Below are 14,755 nucleotides of genomic sequence, written 5' to 3' on the forward strand. Positions count from 1 at the left end.
CTTCGAGGACGACCATCCGGCCACATGCCGTTGCCGCTGTTGTTCCTCCCTTTGAAAAAGGTAATTCCTAACGTTTCTGGACCAAAAGTGGAGTGATTTGGTCAAGGTCTATGACCCGCAGAGCCTTGTCCAGCAAGGCTTGCAGGTCTTCGGCCCGGTGGTTGTAGCGGTAGCAAACTTCACCCAAATACAGATGGAAGAATTGGCGGGGCACCCCACGGTACGGGGCTAACCAGTTCTTGGCGTAGCTCCAGAAGCCTTCGATGCCGTTGATGTGGTCGCGTCCGACCGGCTTGCCCTTCTCCTTGCGGATCATCACGTGGTCGCCTCGTAGCTTCAGCGTGGCGTACGCCTGCCAGCGGTCGGTGTAGTACAGCGACCCTTCGCGGGTGTGCGCCTCGATCTGCTGCATCACGCTGTCGCGATCGTGCGCCGCGATCGGCATGGCCTTGACCTGGCCGTTGCGCTTGACGATGCCGAACACGATCACCTTGCCGGCGGCGCCCCAACCGGTTTTGCCATGACGTATGCCGCCAAACGTAGTTTCGTCGCATTCCACGACCCCATCGAACGGCCCTCGCCACTGCTCTTCGAAGGCGCAGCAAGCCCGCAGGACGCGGTAGAACTTTTCTGCCGTGGCCGGGCTGCATACGGGCCGGAATCGCTGCCGGTAGACCGGTACGCCCAGAGCGAAACGTTCGATCAGTTGCCGCTTCTGGGAAGCGCTCAATCGGACCGATTCCCAGGCCAAGACGGCCGGACGAAAGCGATGGGCGCACGCCCGGCACTTGAGCCGTCCATCGCTCAATTTCCATGGCCGCGCACGTTGGCAAACAGGACATTTTTGCATCTGGAACCAGCCTAATCTGGTCCAGATTCGTAGGGAATTACCTTGAAAAAGGGGGGCCAGGGGGGATTTGCTTTTGCTCCACCCGATCACCGCGACCTGACCCAGCCCCCCGCGCCAGCCGATCCACCGCAAAACCGATCGACGCAAGGCGCAGCCCCCTTTGCAAAGGGGGCGGATTATCCGAGGGGCGAGTCGTCGAACCGCTGTCGCCGCCGGCTCACACCCGACGGATCTTCGCCCCCAACTTGGACAGCTTGGCCTCGATGTTCTCGTAGCCGCGGTCCAGGTGGTAGATGCGGTCGATGGTGGTCTCGCCCTGCGCCACCAGGCCGGCCAGGATCAACGAAGCCGAGGCGCGCAGGTCGGTCGCCATCACCGGCGCGCCGCTGAGCTTGGGCACGCCGCGCACTACCGCAGTGTGGCCGTCGACGCGGATGTCGGCGCCCAGGCGCAGCAGTTCGTTGACGTGCATGAAGCGGTTTTCGAAGATAGTTTCGTTGATCACCCCGGCGCCCTCGGCGATGCAGTTGAGCGCCATGAACTGCGCCTGCATGTCGGTCGGGAACGCCGGATACGGCGCGGTCACCAGGTCGACCGCGCGCGCGCGGCGGCCGCCCATGTCCAGGGTGATGCGGTCGCCGTCGACTTCGATCGTCGCGCCGGCGTCGCGCAGCTTGTCCAGCACCGCATCCAGGGTATCGGCGCGGCTGCCGGTGACGGTGACGCGGCCGCCGGTCATCGCCGCGGCGACCAGGAAGGTGCCGGTCTCGATCCGGTCCGGCAGCACGTCGTGGCCGCCGCCGTGCAGCTTCTCCACGCCGTGGACCACGATCCGGCCGCTGCCGGCGTTCTCGATCTTGGCGCCGAGCGCGTTGAGGCAGTCGGCCAGGTCGATCACCTCCGGCTCCATCGCCGCGTTCTCGATCACGCTGGTGCCTTCGGCCAGCACCGCCGCCATCAGCACGTTCTCGGTGCCGGTGACGGTGACCACGTCGAACACGAAGCGCGCGCCCTTCAGCCGGCCCTTGCGCTGGGCCTTGATGTAGCCGTTCTCGACCGTGATCTCGGCGCCCAGCGCCTGCAGGCCCTTGATGTGCTGGTCGACCGGACGCGAACCGATCGCGCAACCGCCCGGCAGCGAAACCTCGGCCTGCCCGTACTTGGCCAGCAGCGGCCCCAGCACCAGCACCGAGGCGCGCATGGTCTTGACCAGTTCGTAAGGCGCGACATGACTGTTGACCGTGGTCGGGTCGACGGTGATCGTCGCGCCCTCGCTATGCACGCCGGCGCCGAGCTCGCCGAGCAGCTTGGCAGTGGTCAGCACGTCGTGCAGCCGCGGCACGTTGCGGATCGTCACCGGAGCGTCGGCCAGCAGGGTCGCGCACAGGATCGGCAGGACGGCGTTCTTGGCGCCGGAAATCTGGACTTCGCCGTTGAGCGGCTGGCCGCCTTCGACCACGATTTTTTGCATTTTGGGAGCCGGGAATAGGGAATGGAGAATCGGGAATGGTCTAAAGCAGATTGCCGCAAACGGGTGAGGTCACGATGAAGTGCGAAGAAGCGCTGAAATCGATCGGCGCGTCCGCAGGCTTTGCAGATCGCCGCGCCACCGCTCTCCGACTCCCGATTCCCTATTCCCGATTCCCGGCCTCTTCGGGCGTCAACGTCTTCAGCGCCAAGGCGTGGATCTCGCCGCCCATGCGCTCGCCCAGGGTCGCGTAGACCAGGCGGTGGCGGGCCAGCGGCAGTTTGCCGCGGAAGGCCTCGGCGACCACGGTGGCTTCGAAGTGGACCCCGTCGTCGCCGCGCACCTGCGCTTGCGCGCCGGGCAGGCCTTGTTCGATCAGGGTGCGGATGATGTCGGCGTTCACGGCAGGAACCTCTGGTGGTGGGGACGGCCGGGCGGGCCGCAGCGATACGCGGCCGGGTCGGCTGAATGCGGGGTGGCCGCCGCCCGGCGGCCGCGGCCGCTGGGGCCGGCGCTGGGCGGGCGAACCGCTTAGAATTGACGGATTAGCCTAGCGGAAAGCCCTGCGATCCGGAATGGCGACCACAGAAACGGCCTTTCCCATGACCCCCAACGCCCGCCCCGCGCCCGACCTCCGCCCGCTTCCGCCCGCCGGCGTCGCCGACGCCAGCCTGGCCGCCAGCGGCCGGCGGGTGTTCGAGATCGAGGGACGGGCGCTGGACGCGGTGGCGGCGCGCATCGACGGCGATTTCGCCGCCGCCTGCCAGCTAATCCTGGCCGCGCACGGCCGGGTGGTCTGCACCGGGATGGGCAAATCCGGCCATATCGCGCGCAAGATCGCCGCGACCCTGGCCTCGACCGGCACCCCGGCCTTCTACGTCCATCCGGGCGAAGCCGGCCACGGCGACCTGGGCATGATCACCGACGCCGACGTGGTCCTGGCCCTGTCCTACTCGGGCGAGAGCGACGAGGTGCTGATGCTGCTGCCGGTGCTCAAGCGCCAGGGCAACCGCCTGATCGCGATGACCGGCCGGCCGCAGTCGACCCTGGCGCGCGAATCCGACGTGCACCTGGACGTCAGCGTGCCGGTCGAAGCCTGCCCGCTGGACCTGGCGCCGACCTCCAGCACCACCGCCTCGCTGGCGATGGGCGATGCGATCGCGGTCGCCCTGCTCGACGCGCGCGGCTTCACCGCCGACGACTTCGCCCGCTCGCATCCGGCCGGCGCGCTCGGCCGGCGCCTGCTGCTGCACATCACCGACATCATGCACGCCGGCGAAGACGTGCCGCGGGTGTCCGCCGACGCCAGCGTCAGCGAGGCCTTGGTCGAGATGAGCCACAAGCGCCTGGGCATGACCGCGGTGGTCGACGCCGAGGACCGCCTGATCGGCCTCTACACCGACGGCGACCTGCGCCGCACCCTGGACGACGCCGGCGTCGACCTGCGTTCGACCCGGATCGCCGAAGTCATGACCCGCTCGCCCAAGACCATCGGCGCCGACGCGCTCGCGGTCGAAGCCGCGCAGCTGATGGAAACCCACAAGATCAGCGGCCTGCTGGTCGTCGACACTGAACGCCGCGTGGTCGGCGCCTTGAATATTCACGACCTGTTGCGCGCTCGGGTGGTTTAACAGCCGGGAATGGGGAATCGGGAATAGGGAATCGGACAGCGGTTCTCGGCGCTTCAATCCCCGGCATTTGATTCTCCGATTCCCGATTCCCAATTCCCGACTCCCCATTCCCCATTCCCGGCTCCATGCCCTACAGCCACCTCAACGACTACCCCGCCGAAATCCGCGAACGCGCCGCGCGCGTGCGCCTGGCCTGTTTCGACGTGGACGGCACCCTGACCGACGGCCGGCTGATCTACGACAGCGAAGGGCGCGAGTCGAAGTGCTTCCACGTCCAGGACGGCCAGGGCCTGGCCTTGCTGCGCCGGTTCGGCATCGCGGTGCACTTCGTCACCGCGCGCGGCGGCGCGATCGCCGCCCAGCGCGCGGCCGAGCTCGGCGCGACCGCGCACGGCGACGTCGCCGACAAGCTGGCCTGCGTGAGCGAGATCGCCGCCGGCCTGGGCCTGGGCCTGGACCAGGTCGCCTTCATGGGCGACGACCTCGCCGATCTGCGCGTGCTGCCGCACGTCGGCCTGTCGGTGGCGCCGGCCAACGCCCACCCCTGGGTGCGCGAACGGGTGCACTGGCGCACGGTCGCCCGCGGCGGCGAAGGCGCCGCGCGCGAGCTGTGCGATCTGCTGCTGGGCGCGCAGGGCCACGCCGAGCAGGCGTTGGCGGGGGCGCTGGGATGAGCTGGCGCGGGATGCTGATCCTGATCCTGATGGCGGCCGCCGCGCTCAGCGGCTGGGCGCTGTGGTCGCAACGCGACAAGCCCGGCAGCGCCGGCGGCGAAGTGCGCCCGGACTACGTGCTCAACGACTTCGAAGTGGTGGTGCTGGACAAGCAGGGCAAGGAATCGTTCACCATGCGAGCGCCCAAGCTGGAGCGCGACCCGAACCAGAAGACCATGGACATCGCCACCCCGGTGTTCCTGGTGCCGCCGCGCGCCGGCGGCAACGGCGGGCCCTGGGAAGTGCATTCGCAGCGCGGCTGGGTCAGCGCCGAAGGCGACGAGCTGCGCCTGCGCGGCCAGGTCAAGGCCGACAGCACCAACGCCGACGGCAAGCCGATCAACATCGCCACCGAGGAACTGAACGTGTTCCCCGACGCCAACAAGGCCACTTCGGCGGTTCCGGTCAGGTTGATTCAGCCGGGCACTATAATGACCGGCTCGGGACTGCAGGCCGATCTCGAAACCAAGAACATCACCATCCCCAACGTCAAGGTCCGCTATGAAGCGAAAGCCCGCTAACTGGCCCGCGCTGTGCCTGGCCGCCGCCCTCGCGCTGGCGCCGGCGGCCGCGTTCGCACGCTCGTCGGACCGCAGCCAGCCGATGGACGCCGGCGCCAACAGCAGCAATTGCTCGATCAGCAACGATTCCGGCCCCTGCGTGCTCACCGGCGACGTCAAGATCACCCAAGGCACATTGATCATCAATGCCGCCAAGGCCGACATCAAGCGCGCCGGCGGCGAACCCAGCTTCGTCACCCTGACCGGCTCGCAGGCGACGCTGAAGCAGGAGCTCGACGACGGCTCGCCGTTCAACGGCCGCGCCAACAAGATCGAGTACGACATACCCAAGGACACCATCGTCCTGACCGGCAACGCCTACGTCGACAAGAACGGCGACACCATCAAGAGCGAGCGCATCGTCTACAACTCCAAGACCGGCCAGGTCGAGAGCGGCGGCACCGGCGGCCGCGTCAACATCCGCATGCTGCCCAAGAACAAGACCGCCGAGCCGGCCAAGGGAGGCGGCTGATGCTGGTCGCACAGGGCCTGCGCAAGGCCTATCGCGCGCGTGAGGTCGTGCGCGACTTCGGCCTGACCCTGGACGCCGGCGAAGTGGTCGGCCTGCTCGGCCCCAACGGCGCCGGCAAGACCACCTGCTTCTACATGATCGTCGGCCTGGTCCCGGCCGATGCCGGCCAGATCGTGCTCGACGGCAAGGACATCACCGCCGAGCCGATGTACGCCCGGGCCAAGTACGGCGTCGGCTACCTGCCGCAGGAGCCGTCGGTATTCCGCAAGCTCAGCGTGGCCGACAACCTGCGCCTGGTGCTGGAGCTGCGCGAGGACCTGGACAAGGCCGGGATCGAACGCGAGCTGGCCAGCCTGATGGACGAGCTGCAGGTCACCCACGTCGCCGACCAGCTCGGCGCCAGCCTGTCCGGTGGCGAGCGGCGCCGGGTCGAGATCGCCCGCGCCCTGGCCGCGCGCCCGCGCCTGATGCTGCTCGACGAACCCTTCGCCGGCGTCGACCCGATTTCGGTCGGCGAGATCCAGCGAATCGTGCGCCACCTCAAGAATCGCGGCATCGGCGTGCTGATCACCGACCACAACGTCCGCGAAACCTTGGGCATTTGCGACCGGGCGTATATCCTGAACGACGGCGGCGTGCTCGCGCAGGGGGCTCCGGACGCGCTGCTGGCCAATCCGGACGTACGCCGGGTCTACCTGGGCGAGACTTTCCGTCTGTAACCTAGCGGTTGCCGGGCGCGAAACGACGCCCGAGGCGTGCGACTCGGCCGATCGCCATCGCACCAGCCCAAGATCATGAAGCCCCGCCTCCAAGCCGCACTCGGACAACAGCTGGTAATGACGCCGCAACTGCGGCAGGCGATCCGCCTGCTGCAATTGTCGGCTATGGAGCTGGAAGCCGAGCTGGCGACGGCGGTGGAGAGCAATCCCCTGCTCGACTGGACCGAGCCCTCCGCCGGCGGCGAGGACGAACCGCGCCCGACGGCCGGCGCCGAGGACGGCCCCGAGGCGCCGACGCCCGAGCCGGAATGGACCATGGACGACGGCGAGACCTGGTACGAGCGGGTCGGGCCGGCCGACCACGACGACGAAACGCCCGCCGCCGAGCAGGTCGCCAACGCCGAAACCCTGCAGGACCACCTGCTGTGGCAGTTGCACCTGAGTCCGCTGTCGGCGCGCGACCGCAGCATCGGCGTGGCCCTGATCGAGGCCATCGACGACGACGGCTACCTGCGCGAGCCGATGAATTCGATCGTCGCCTCGCTGGCTGCGGAGCTGAATCCGGCTCCGGGCGAAGAAGAAGTGATCACCGTGTTACACCAGGTGCAGCGCTTCGACCCGGTCGGCGCCGGCGCGCGCTCGCTGGCCGAATGCCTGAATCTGCAGCTGGGCACCTTGTCCGACGACACCCCGGGCAAGGCCCTGGCCCAGCAGATCGCCAACGGCCCGCTGGAGCGCCTGCCGCGGATCGGCCCGGCCGGGATCGCCGCCGAACTGAAGCTCGACGTCGCCGATGTCGAAGTCGCGGTGCAGTTGCTGCGCTCGCTGGACCCCCGCCCGGGCTCGCAGATGGGCGCCGTCTCCAGCGACACCTATGTGACCCCGGACGTGGTGATCTGGCGCCAGAACGGCCTGTGGCGGGTCGCCCTGGCCGAATCGATGCGGCCGCGGATCAGCATCCACCGCGGCTACGAGAGCATGATCCGCCACGCCAGCGCCTCCGACGCCAGCTACCTGCGCGGCCACCTGCAGGAGGCGCGCTGGCTGCTCAAGAGCCTGGAAGCGCGCGGCGACACCTTGCTCAAGGTCGCCCGCTGCCTGCTCAAGCAGCAGGCCGGTTTCCTCGAATTCGGCGACAGCGCGCTGCGCCCGCTGACCCTGCGCGAGGTCGCCAACGAAGTCGGCCTGCACGAATCCACGGTCTCGCGCGCGATCGCGCGCAAGTACGCGCGCACCCCGCGCGGAACCCTGCCGCTGCGCGCGTTCTTCGCCTCCGGCATCGACACCGGCGCCGGCGGCGAGGCCTCCAGCACCGCGATCCAGGCCATGATCCGGCGCCTGATCGAAGCCGAGAATCCGCGCAAACCCTTGTCCGACGCGCGTCTGGCCGAAACCCTCAAGGCCACCGGCGTGCCGGTGGCGCGGCGCACGGTGGCCAAGTACCGCGAAGCAATGAGCATCCCGTCCTCGCAGGACCGGGTCCGCATCGGCTAGGCCGCCACACCCGGCAAATTCCACCCGCCGGGAAAAATCCTTGCGAATCAATGCCCGGCGCCCGGCCTACGACCAAGGTGCTAGGCCGGGCCCTTGCGCCTGCGGCCCAGAGTGAGATGCTGGACATCCTGGCTCCGGCCAGGGCGTGAGCCAGGCTCCGGAGCGATCGCTCCGCGATCCGATCCTGAGCCTGTCTGCATTCATCCGCGACGTGAAGGAGGTCCCCGATGCGTATCGAAACCTACGGCCAGCAGATCGAAGTCACCAACGCCCTGCGCGACTACGTGGAAAGCAAGCTGGCCCGTCTGCAACGCCATTACGACCAACCCTTCGACGTGCGTACCCAGCTCAGTCTGGACAAGCCCGACCATCGGGCCGAGGCCACCGTTTCGCTCGCCGGCCGCACCCTGCACTGCGACGCCGCCGCGATCGACATGTATGCCGCGATCGATCTGCTCGCCGACAAGCTCGACCGCCTGCTGATGAAGCACAAGAGCAAGCTGGTCGATCATCACCGCGGCGAAAGCCTGGCCCGCAACGGCGAAATCGCCTGAGCCCATAACGCTTCCAGACAGGCAACGCCCACCGCGTCACCCATCCACGCCGTCATGCCGCTTTACGATTTGCTGAGCGCGCATCGGGTCGCGATCCTCGACCAGCCCGGCGATCGCGATACCGTGCTCGACTCGGCCGCCCGCCTGCTCGCCGACGGCCACTCTCCCGCCGCGCTCGCCCTGCGCACCCGCCTGGGCGAGCGCGAGCGGCTCGCCAGCACCGCGATCGGCCACGGCGTGGCCATTCCGCACGCGCGCACCGACTTGGTCGAAACCAGCCGCGCCGCCTTCCTGCGCTTGAACGCGCCGGTCGATTTCGCCGCCGCCGACGGCCAGCCGATCGACCTGGTGCTGGCGATGGCCATCCCGGAACACCACATCCAACAGCATCTGCAGCTGTTGGCCGAGCTCGCCGAGCGCTTCGCCGACGCCGGCTTCCGCGAACGCCTGCGCAGTGCGCCGGACCGCGCCGAACTCGCCGACCGCCTGCTCGATCACTGCCGGCGCAGCGCGGCCTGAGTCCGGTTCGCGCGGTTGCGGCGCCGGTCGCGACACATTCGTGACAGCGGTCGGGCTGCGACACGGCGGCGCTTTGCTCGTACACTGCGGCCCCATGAGCAAGAGCATCCGCGCAGGCGACCTGTTCGAACAACAGCGCGACCGACTCGACCTGCGCTGGATCGCCGGCCAGCGCGGCGACGGCCGGGTGGTCGAGGCGGTCAACACGGTGGCCCGGCGGCCTTCGCTGGCCGGTTATCTCAATGCAATCTATCCGAACAAGGTGCAGATCCTCGGCACCGAGGAACTGACCTGGCTCGACGGCCTGGACTCGCGCCTGCGCTGGGAAACCATCGAGAAGATCATCCAGTTCCGCCCGCTGGCGCTGGTGATCAGCAAGGACCAGCCCTGCCCCGAAGACCTGCGCCTGGCCGCCGAGGAAAGCGACACCCCGCTGTGGGTCTCGCCGCGGCGCGGCCATGAGCTGCTCAATCACCTGCAATACCATCTGGCCCGCGCGCTGGCGCCGCAGATCACCCTGCACGGGGTGTTCATGGAGATCTATTCGATCGGCGTGCTGATCACCGGCGAATCCGGCTCGGGCAAGAGCGAGCTGGCGCTGGAGCTGGTCACCCGCGGCCATCGCCTGGTCGCCGACGACGCGCCGGAGTTCACCCAGATCGCGCCCGACGTGCTCGACGGCACCTGCCCCGACATGCTGCAGGACCTGCTGGAAGTGCGCGGCCTGGGCGTGCTCAACATCCGCCAGATGTTCGGCGACACCGCGGTCAAGAACAACAAGTACCTGCGCCTGATCGTGCACCTGACCCGGCCGATGAGCGAACCGCAGCCGTCGGGCATCGAACGCCTGACCGGCGACACCGGCATCCGCCGCGTGCTCGACCTCGACGTGCCGATGATCACCCTGCCGGTCATGCCCGGCCGCAACCTCGCCGTGCTGACCGAAGCGGCGACGCGCTTGCACAGCCTGCGCATGAAGGGCCTGGACCCGGCCGCGGCGTTCATCGCCCGGCACAGCAACTTCCTGGAGCGTGGCGAATCGTGAGCCCCGAGGCCGAATCCAACCCCGTCGCCGGCGCGCCTGAGCCGAGTCTGTTCACCCTGGTCATCGTCAGCGGCATGTCCGGCTCGGGCAAGTCGGTGGCCCTGCACACGCTCGAGGACCTGGGCTTCTACTGCGTCGACAACCTGCCGGCCGAGCTGCTGCCGCAGTTCGTGCAGAACGTGATCCGCGCCGAAGACGACATGCCGACCAAGCTCGCGGTCAGCATCGACGTGCGCAACCGCCACAGCGACCTGGCCAACATCCCCGAGTGGCTGTCGGCGGTCGGCGCGCTCGGCGCCGACCCGCGCCTGGTGTTCTTCGAATCCGGCGACTCGGTCCTGCTCAAGCGCTATGCCGACACCCGCCGGCGCCACCCGCTGAGCCAGTTCGGCCTGGCCCTGGCCGATGCGATCTCGCTCGAGCGCCAGGTGCTCAAGCCGCTGCGCCAGATCGCCGACACGGTGATCGACACCAGCGAGTTCAACATCCACCAGTTGCGCCGCCACGTCATCACCGAGTTCGGCCTCGGCAGCGACGCCGGCATGTCGCTGCTGTTCGAATCCTTCGCCTACCGGCGCGGCGTGCCGGCCGACGCCGACTTCGTGTTCGACGCCCGCGGCCTGCCCAACCCGCACTGGAATCCGGCCCTGCGGCCGCTGTCCGGGCGCGACGGCGGCGTGCGCGAGTACCTGGAGGCGCAGGAGGACGTGAACCTCTACGTCACCCAGATCAGCCAGTTCCTCGACACCTGGCTGCCGCGGCTGCAGGCCGACAGCACCCGCAGCTACGCCACCATCGCCTTCGGTTGCACCGGCGGCCGCCATCGCTCGGTGTACCTGGCCGAACGCATGGCCGAGCACGCGCGCTTGCGCGGCTGGAACGAAGTGGCCGTGCATCACCGCGAGCTCGACTGAACCGCGGCCGGCGCCGCGTTGCGCCGGACTGAACGCGTTCTGAGCCAGAGCCCGGAACGGCGTCGCGCGCTCACGAAATTTTCGCGTCTTTGTGGCGCAGCGCTTGCACGCGCGCACGTAGCGTCGAGTCGTGCCGGAGCACCGCGCCGGCGCATCCGTCCCGCTACGGAGCCGCGACATGAACGCCCTTCTTACGATCCGCCGCTGCGCGCCGCTGCTGCTCAGCCTGAGCGCGCTGATCCTGGCCCCGGCCGCCGTCGCCCAGGAGCGCACGCCGCCGGCGCACGAAATGCAACGCACCGAACCGCCGGTCAACGACCAGCGCGGCGACGCGCGCCGACCGCCGCCGGCCGACACCACCGTGCCGCCGGCCTTCGCCGACCTCGACGGCAACGGCGACGGCAAGATCAGCCGCGACGAAGCCGCGCTGGACGCGCGCCTGGCGGCGAACTTCGCCAGCCGCGACCTCGACGGCGACGGCAGTCTGTCGATCGCCGAATTCCAGGCCGGCCACGGCCAGCGCAGCGGCGACAAGTAAGCGCAGCCGCGCGCGCCGATCGCAGCCGCGCGCCCGATCCGGCCGCGCGGCGTCTTCACCGAGCTCGCCAGGGCTCACCCTCGCCAGGAGCCACCGATGACCTCGATCCCGTTCGCCAACCCACACCGTCTCGGCGTCGCGCTGGGCGCGCTGCTGGCCGTCGCCGGCCTGAGCGCCTGCCAGCGTCCCGAGCCCGAGCCTCCGGCGGTCTCGGCGGAGACCGCGCCGGCGACCACCGAACCGGTCGCGACGCCGACCGCACCGGCCGACGCGGCGGCGACCTCGGGTGACGCCGCCGCACCGGCGCAACTGCCGCCGCCGGCCGACATGCCGCCCAGCGACGCGCCGCCCAGCGATACCCCGCCGGCCGTGCCGACTCCGGCCGACCCGGCCGCGCCGCCACCGCCGGCGCAAGATCCGTCCGCGCCGCCCAACGCCTGAGCGGCTTTTCCGACGCGCCGCGAGACGGCCGAAGACCGCCTCGCGGCCCGCGCTGCGTCGCCTGCCGGCGCCGCGTACCCGGGCCGGCCGCGCGCCGACCCGGCCACGGCCCGGCGGGCTTGGCCGAGGTTCGGCGCAACTCGGCGCAGCTCGCCGCATTTGGCGCTTCCGGCCTGTCACCCCGCTCTGCTAAGTTGACGCCATGTCCGTAGGCGTCCTTCTCATCACTCACACCGGCATCGGCAGCGCGCTCGTCGCGGTGGCCAACCGTCTGCTCAATCCGCTGCCGCTGCGCACCGAGGCCTTCGAAGTGCCGTTCGACGCCGACCTGGACGCGCTGCTGCCGCAAGCCAGCGCCGCCCTGCGCCGGGTCGACGACGGCGACGGCGTGCTGGTGCTGACCGATCTGTACGGCGCGTCGCCGAGCAACCTCGCCGCGCGCGTGGCCCATCTGGGCACGCCGGTGCGGCGGGTCGCGGCGCTGAACCTGCCGATGCTGCTGCGGGTGATGAACTACGCCGAACTCGAACTCGACCAACTGCCGGTGGTCGCCGCCGCCGGCGCCCGCAACGGGGTCATCCAGGACGACGCTTGAACGCATGACGCCATCGCACTCCGCTTCTCCCATCCAGGTGTTACCGGCCGCAGCCGCAGCCGCCGCTTCCCGAATCGCGTTGACCATTGCCTGAGGACCCCGACATGATCGAACGCGAACTCACCGTTTCCAATCGCCTCGGTCTGCACGCCCGAGCCACCGCCAAGCTGGTGCAGGTGCTGTCGGCCTTCCGCAGCAACGCCACGCTCACCGCCAAGGGCCGCGAGGTCAACGCCAAGAGCATCATGGGCGTGATGCTGCTGGCCGCCGGCCAGGGCACCGCGGTCAAGCTGCGGGTCGAAGGCGAGGACGAAAGCAACGCGGCCGACGCCGTGATCGCCCTGTTCGAACGCCGTTTCGACGAAGACAGCTGAGGAGGCGCGGGATGCGGCAGGAATTCCAGGGACACGGCGCCTCGCGAGGCAGCGCGCTCGGTCGCGCCCGGGTCCGCCTGCCGCATGCGCTGGAGGTCGCCGAGGAGCGCATCGCCCACGATCAGGTCGAGGCCGAGCTGCGCCGGCTGCACACCGCGATCGACAGCGTGCGCCAGGAGATGCACGCCCTGCGCGAGCGCCTGCACGGCGCCCTGGCCCACGAAGTCGGCGAATTCCTCGACCTGCACACCCTGCTGCTGGACGATCCCGAACTGCTGCAGGGCCTGGACGAACTGATCCGCACCGGCCATTACGCCGCCGACTACGCCCTGCGCCTGCAGCGCGACCGCATCGCCTCGGTGTTCGAGGCGATGGACGACGCTTACTTCCGCAGCCGCGTCGACGACATCGACCAGGTGATCGGGCGCATCCACGCCGCCCTGCACCGGCGCGACCACGACACCCTCGGCGTGGCCGGGGAGATCCTGGTCACCGACAACGTCGCCCCGGCCGAACTGGCCCAGTTGCAGGCGCAAGGGGTGATGGCGATCGTGACCGCGGCCGGCAGCGCGCTGTCGCACAGCGCGATCCTGGCCCGCAGCCTGCACCTGCCGCTGGTGGTCGGCGCGGCCCAGGCGCTGCTCAAGATCAACGACGGCGATGCGCTGGTGGTCGACGGCGGCACCGGCGCGGTGATCCTGGAGCCCGACGCCGCCGACCTGCGCGCGCACCGCGCGCGGACCCGCGAGCTGGCGCGCGAGCGCAAGCAACTGCACCGGCTGCGCCGCGAGCCTACCCGCACCACCGACGGGGTCGACATCAAGCTCTACGCCAACGCCGAATCGCGCGACGACGTCGCCGAGGCGCATGCGCTGGGCGCGGCCGGGGTCGGCCTGTACCGCACCGAATTCCTGTTCCTGCAGCGCAACGAGCTGCCCGACGAAGACGAACAGTTCCGCGCCTATCGCGATGTCGTGCTGGGCATGACCGGCCGCACCGTCACCATCCGCACCCTCGACCTGGGCGCGGACAAGGCCGACAAGACCGGCCTGGCCCTGCGCGACGAGCCCAACCCGGCCCTGGGCGTGCGCGGCGTGCGCCTGTCGATGGCGCGCGAGGGCCTGCTCGAGACCCAGCTGCGCGCGATCCTGCGCGCCTCCGGCTACGGCCCGACCCGGGTGCTGGTGCCGATGGTCAGCTGCGCCGAGGAAATGCGCACCGTGCGCCGGCTGATGCAGAAGGTCGCCGCCGACCTGCGCAAGCAGGGCCACGAGGTCGCCGAGCAGATTCCGCTCGGCGCGATGATCGAAGTGCCGGCCGCGGCGATCGCCCTGCCCGGCTTCATCGGCAACGTCGACTTCCTGTCGATCGGCACCAACGACCTGGTCCAGTACCTGCTCGCGGTCGATCGCAACAACGAGGCGCTCGGCAACCTGTACACCCCGCTGCATCCGGCGGTGCTGCGGGTGATCCGCGACGTGATCCGGCTGGCCCGTTCGCGCGGCAAGCCGGTCGCGGTATGCGGCGAAATGGCCGGCGACGCGGCCTTCGCGCCGCTGCTGCTGGCGCTGGGGCTGGAAGAGTTCAGCCTGCATCCGGCGACCCTGCTGGAAGTGCGCCGCGCGATCCGCGGCCTGGACCTGGCCGGCCTGCGCAAGCGCGCGCCGGCGCTGATGCGCGCGCGCGACCGCGCCGGCATCGAGGCCTGGCTGAACGCCTGAGCGCGTTCGCCGGCCGGCTGCGCGAACGCGAGCTCCGGGCCGGCTTCAAGGCTGGGCTTTATCGGCACGAGGGGCGATAATCCGCGCATGAACGTTTGACTTTCGCCGGCTTCGTGGCCGCGTCCGTCACCTGCGAGGAAGTACCGC

At 69.6% G+C, this 14,755-nt stretch carries 18 protein-coding genes; 15 read left to right on the forward strand and 3 right to left on the reverse strand.

Annotated elements, in window-relative coordinates:
• Positions 1-67 precede the first annotated feature (67 nt).
• From K4L06_RS00445 to K4L06_RS00455, 3 genes are all read right to left on the reverse strand, one after another.
• Complete coding sequence (locus K4L06_RS00445; RefSeq protein WP_221669514.1) at positions 68-730, reverse strand: IS1595 family transposase; 663 nt, start codon at positions 728-730, stop codon at positions 68-70.
• A gap of 337 nt (positions 731-1,067) precedes the next feature.
• Positions 1,068-2,321: a UDP-N-acetylglucosamine 1-carboxyvinyltransferase gene (gene murA / locus K4L06_RS00450; protein WP_221669515.1), complete on the reverse strand. Its 1,254-nt coding sequence runs from the start codon at positions 2,319-2,321 to the stop codon at positions 1,068-1,070.
• A 160-nt stretch (positions 2,322-2,481) separates the two neighbouring features.
• Positions 2,482-2,721 carry a BolA/IbaG family iron-sulfur metabolism protein gene (locus K4L06_RS00455; protein ID WP_221669516.1) on the reverse strand — a complete coding sequence of 80 codons (240 nt, stop codon included), beginning with the start codon at positions 2,719-2,721 and terminating at the stop codon, positions 2,482-2,484.
• Positions 2,722-2,920: 199 nt separating this feature from the next.
• Here K4L06_RS00455 and K4L06_RS00460 point away from each other — a divergent pair, with 199 nt between their 5' ends.
• The 15 genes from K4L06_RS00460 (at position 2,921) to ptsP (ending at position 14,608) form a co-directional block, all read left to right on the forward strand.
• Positions 2,921-3,949: a KpsF/GutQ family sugar-phosphate isomerase gene (locus K4L06_RS00460; RefSeq protein WP_221669517.1), complete on the forward strand. Its 1,029-nt coding sequence runs from the start codon at positions 2,921-2,923 to the stop codon at positions 3,947-3,949.
• A gap of 125 nt (positions 3,950-4,074) precedes the next feature.
• Positions 4,075-4,623, forward strand: a complete 549-nt coding sequence (locus tag K4L06_RS00465) for an HAD hydrolase family protein (protein WP_221669518.1) — start codon at positions 4,075-4,077, stop codon at positions 4,621-4,623.
• Positions 4,624-4,634: 11 nt separating this feature from the next.
• Positions 4,635-5,183 (forward strand): LPS export ABC transporter periplasmic protein LptC, encoded by a 549-nt coding sequence (gene lptC, locus K4L06_RS00470; RefSeq protein WP_221669519.1) that lies wholly within the window; start codon positions 4,635-4,637, stop codon positions 5,181-5,183.
• Positions 5,164-5,694, forward strand: coding sequence for a lipopolysaccharide transport periplasmic protein LptA (lptA, locus tag K4L06_RS00475; RefSeq protein ID WP_221669520.1), 531 nt, complete (start codon positions 5,164-5,166; stop codon positions 5,692-5,694). The genes lptC and lptA overlap by 20 nt, the downstream gene beginning before the upstream one ends.
• Positions 5,694-6,413: an LPS export ABC transporter ATP-binding protein gene (gene lptB, locus K4L06_RS00480; protein WP_221669521.1), complete on the forward strand. Its 720-nt coding sequence runs from the start codon at positions 5,694-5,696 to the stop codon at positions 6,411-6,413. Before lptA ends, lptB begins: the two co-directional genes overlap by 1 nt.
• Before the next feature lie 75 nt (positions 6,414-6,488).
• Complete coding sequence (locus tag K4L06_RS00485; protein ID WP_221669522.1) at positions 6,489-7,907, forward strand: RNA polymerase factor sigma-54; 1,419 nt, start codon at positions 6,489-6,491, stop codon at positions 7,905-7,907.
• 227 nt (positions 7,908-8,134) lie between these two features.
• On the forward strand, positions 8,135-8,461 hold the full coding sequence (gene raiA / locus K4L06_RS00490) for a ribosome-associated translation inhibitor RaiA (RefSeq protein ID WP_221669523.1): 327 nt from the start codon (positions 8,135-8,137) through the stop codon (positions 8,459-8,461).
• A gap of 54 nt (positions 8,462-8,515) precedes the next feature.
• The gene (locus K4L06_RS00495; RefSeq protein ID WP_221669524.1) at positions 8,516-8,980 is read left to right on the forward strand and encodes a PTS sugar transporter subunit IIA; all 465 of its coding nucleotides are present in this window, start codon (positions 8,516-8,518) and stop codon (positions 8,978-8,980) included.
• A gap of 94 nt (positions 8,981-9,074) precedes the next feature.
• Positions 9,075-10,025: an HPr(Ser) kinase/phosphatase gene (gene hprK, locus K4L06_RS00500; RefSeq protein ID WP_221669525.1), complete on the forward strand. Its 951-nt coding sequence runs from the start codon at positions 9,075-9,077 to the stop codon at positions 10,023-10,025.
• A gap of 47 nt (positions 10,026-10,072) precedes the next feature.
• Positions 10,073-10,939, forward strand: a complete 867-nt coding sequence (gene rapZ / locus K4L06_RS00505; RefSeq protein ID WP_255595442.1) for an RNase adapter RapZ — start codon at positions 10,073-10,075, stop codon at positions 10,937-10,939.
• Between the two features lie 178 nt (positions 10,940-11,117).
• The gene (locus K4L06_RS00510; RefSeq protein ID WP_255594883.1) at positions 11,118-11,477 is read left to right on the forward strand and encodes an EF-hand domain-containing protein; all 360 of its coding nucleotides are present in this window, start codon (positions 11,118-11,120) and stop codon (positions 11,475-11,477) included.
• A 96-nt stretch (positions 11,478-11,573) separates the two neighbouring features.
• Positions 11,574-11,918, forward strand: a complete 345-nt coding sequence (locus K4L06_RS00515; RefSeq protein ID WP_221669526.1) for a hypothetical protein — start codon at positions 11,574-11,576, stop codon at positions 11,916-11,918.
• A gap of 202 nt (positions 11,919-12,120) precedes the next feature.
• The gene (locus K4L06_RS00520) at positions 12,121-12,513 is read left to right on the forward strand and encodes a PTS sugar transporter subunit IIA (protein WP_221669527.1); all 393 of its coding nucleotides are present in this window, start codon (positions 12,121-12,123) and stop codon (positions 12,511-12,513) included.
• A 104-nt stretch (positions 12,514-12,617) separates the two neighbouring features.
• The gene (locus K4L06_RS00525) at positions 12,618-12,887 is read left to right on the forward strand and encodes an HPr family phosphocarrier protein (RefSeq protein ID WP_221669528.1); all 270 of its coding nucleotides are present in this window, start codon (positions 12,618-12,620) and stop codon (positions 12,885-12,887) included.
• Between the two features lie 11 nt (positions 12,888-12,898).
• On the forward strand, positions 12,899-14,608 hold the full coding sequence (ptsP, locus tag K4L06_RS00530) for a phosphoenolpyruvate--protein phosphotransferase (RefSeq protein ID WP_221669529.1): 1,710 nt from the start codon (positions 12,899-12,901) through the stop codon (positions 14,606-14,608).
• Positions 14,609-14,755: the final 147 nt, after the last annotated feature.

Origin of the sequence: Lysobacter sp. BMK333-48F3 (assembly GCF_019733395.1) — a bacterium.
GTDB lineage: Bacteria > Pseudomonadota > Gammaproteobacteria > Xanthomonadales > Xanthomonadaceae > Lysobacter.

Bases quoted from the DNA above. Each gene is read 5' to 3' on its own strand.
- K4L06_RS00460 (WP_221669517.1), top strand. From the start codon at position 2,921: ATGACCCCCAACGCCCGCCCCGCGCCCGACCTCCGCCCGCTTCCGCCC.
- K4L06_RS00520 (WP_221669527.1), top strand. From the start codon at position 12,121: ATGTCCGTAGGCGTCCTTCTCATCACTCACACCGGCATCGGCAGCGCG.
- ptsP (WP_221669529.1), top strand. From the start codon at position 12,899: ATGCGGCAGGAATTCCAGGGACACGGCGCCTCGCGAGGCAGCGCGCTC.
- K4L06_RS00495 (WP_221669524.1), top strand. From the start codon at position 8,516: ATGCCGCTTTACGATTTGCTGAGCGCGCATCGGGTCGCGATCCTCGAC.
- K4L06_RS00525 (WP_221669528.1), top strand. From the start codon at position 12,618: ATGATCGAACGCGAACTCACCGTTTCCAATCGCCTCGGTCTGCACGCC.
- K4L06_RS00485 (WP_221669522.1), top strand. From the start codon at position 6,489: ATGAAGCCCCGCCTCCAAGCCGCACTCGGACAACAGCTGGTAATGACG.
- K4L06_RS00465 (WP_221669518.1), top strand. From the start codon at position 4,075: ATGCCCTACAGCCACCTCAACGACTACCCCGCCGAAATCCGCGAACGC.
- lptA (WP_221669520.1), top strand. From the start codon at position 5,164: ATGAAGCGAAAGCCCGCTAACTGGCCCGCGCTGTGCCTGGCCGCCGCC.
- lptB (WP_221669521.1), top strand. From the start codon at position 5,694: ATGCTGGTCGCACAGGGCCTGCGCAAGGCCTATCGCGCGCGTGAGGTC.
- raiA (WP_221669523.1), top strand. From the start codon at position 8,135: ATGCGTATCGAAACCTACGGCCAGCAGATCGAAGTCACCAACGCCCTG.
- K4L06_RS00515 (WP_221669526.1), top strand. From the start codon at position 11,574: ATGACCTCGATCCCGTTCGCCAACCCACACCGTCTCGGCGTCGCGCTG.
- hprK (WP_221669525.1), top strand. From the start codon at position 9,075: ATGAGCAAGAGCATCCGCGCAGGCGACCTGTTCGAACAACAGCGCGAC.
- murA (WP_221669515.1), bottom strand. From the start codon at position 2,321: ATGCAAAAAATCGTGGTCGAAGGCGGCCAGCCGCTCAACGGCGAAGTC.
- lptC (WP_221669519.1), top strand. From the start codon at position 4,635: ATGCTGATCCTGATCCTGATGGCGGCCGCCGCGCTCAGCGGCTGGGCG.
- K4L06_RS00510 (WP_255594883.1), top strand. From the start codon at position 11,118: ATGAACGCCCTTCTTACGATCCGCCGCTGCGCGCCGCTGCTGCTCAGC.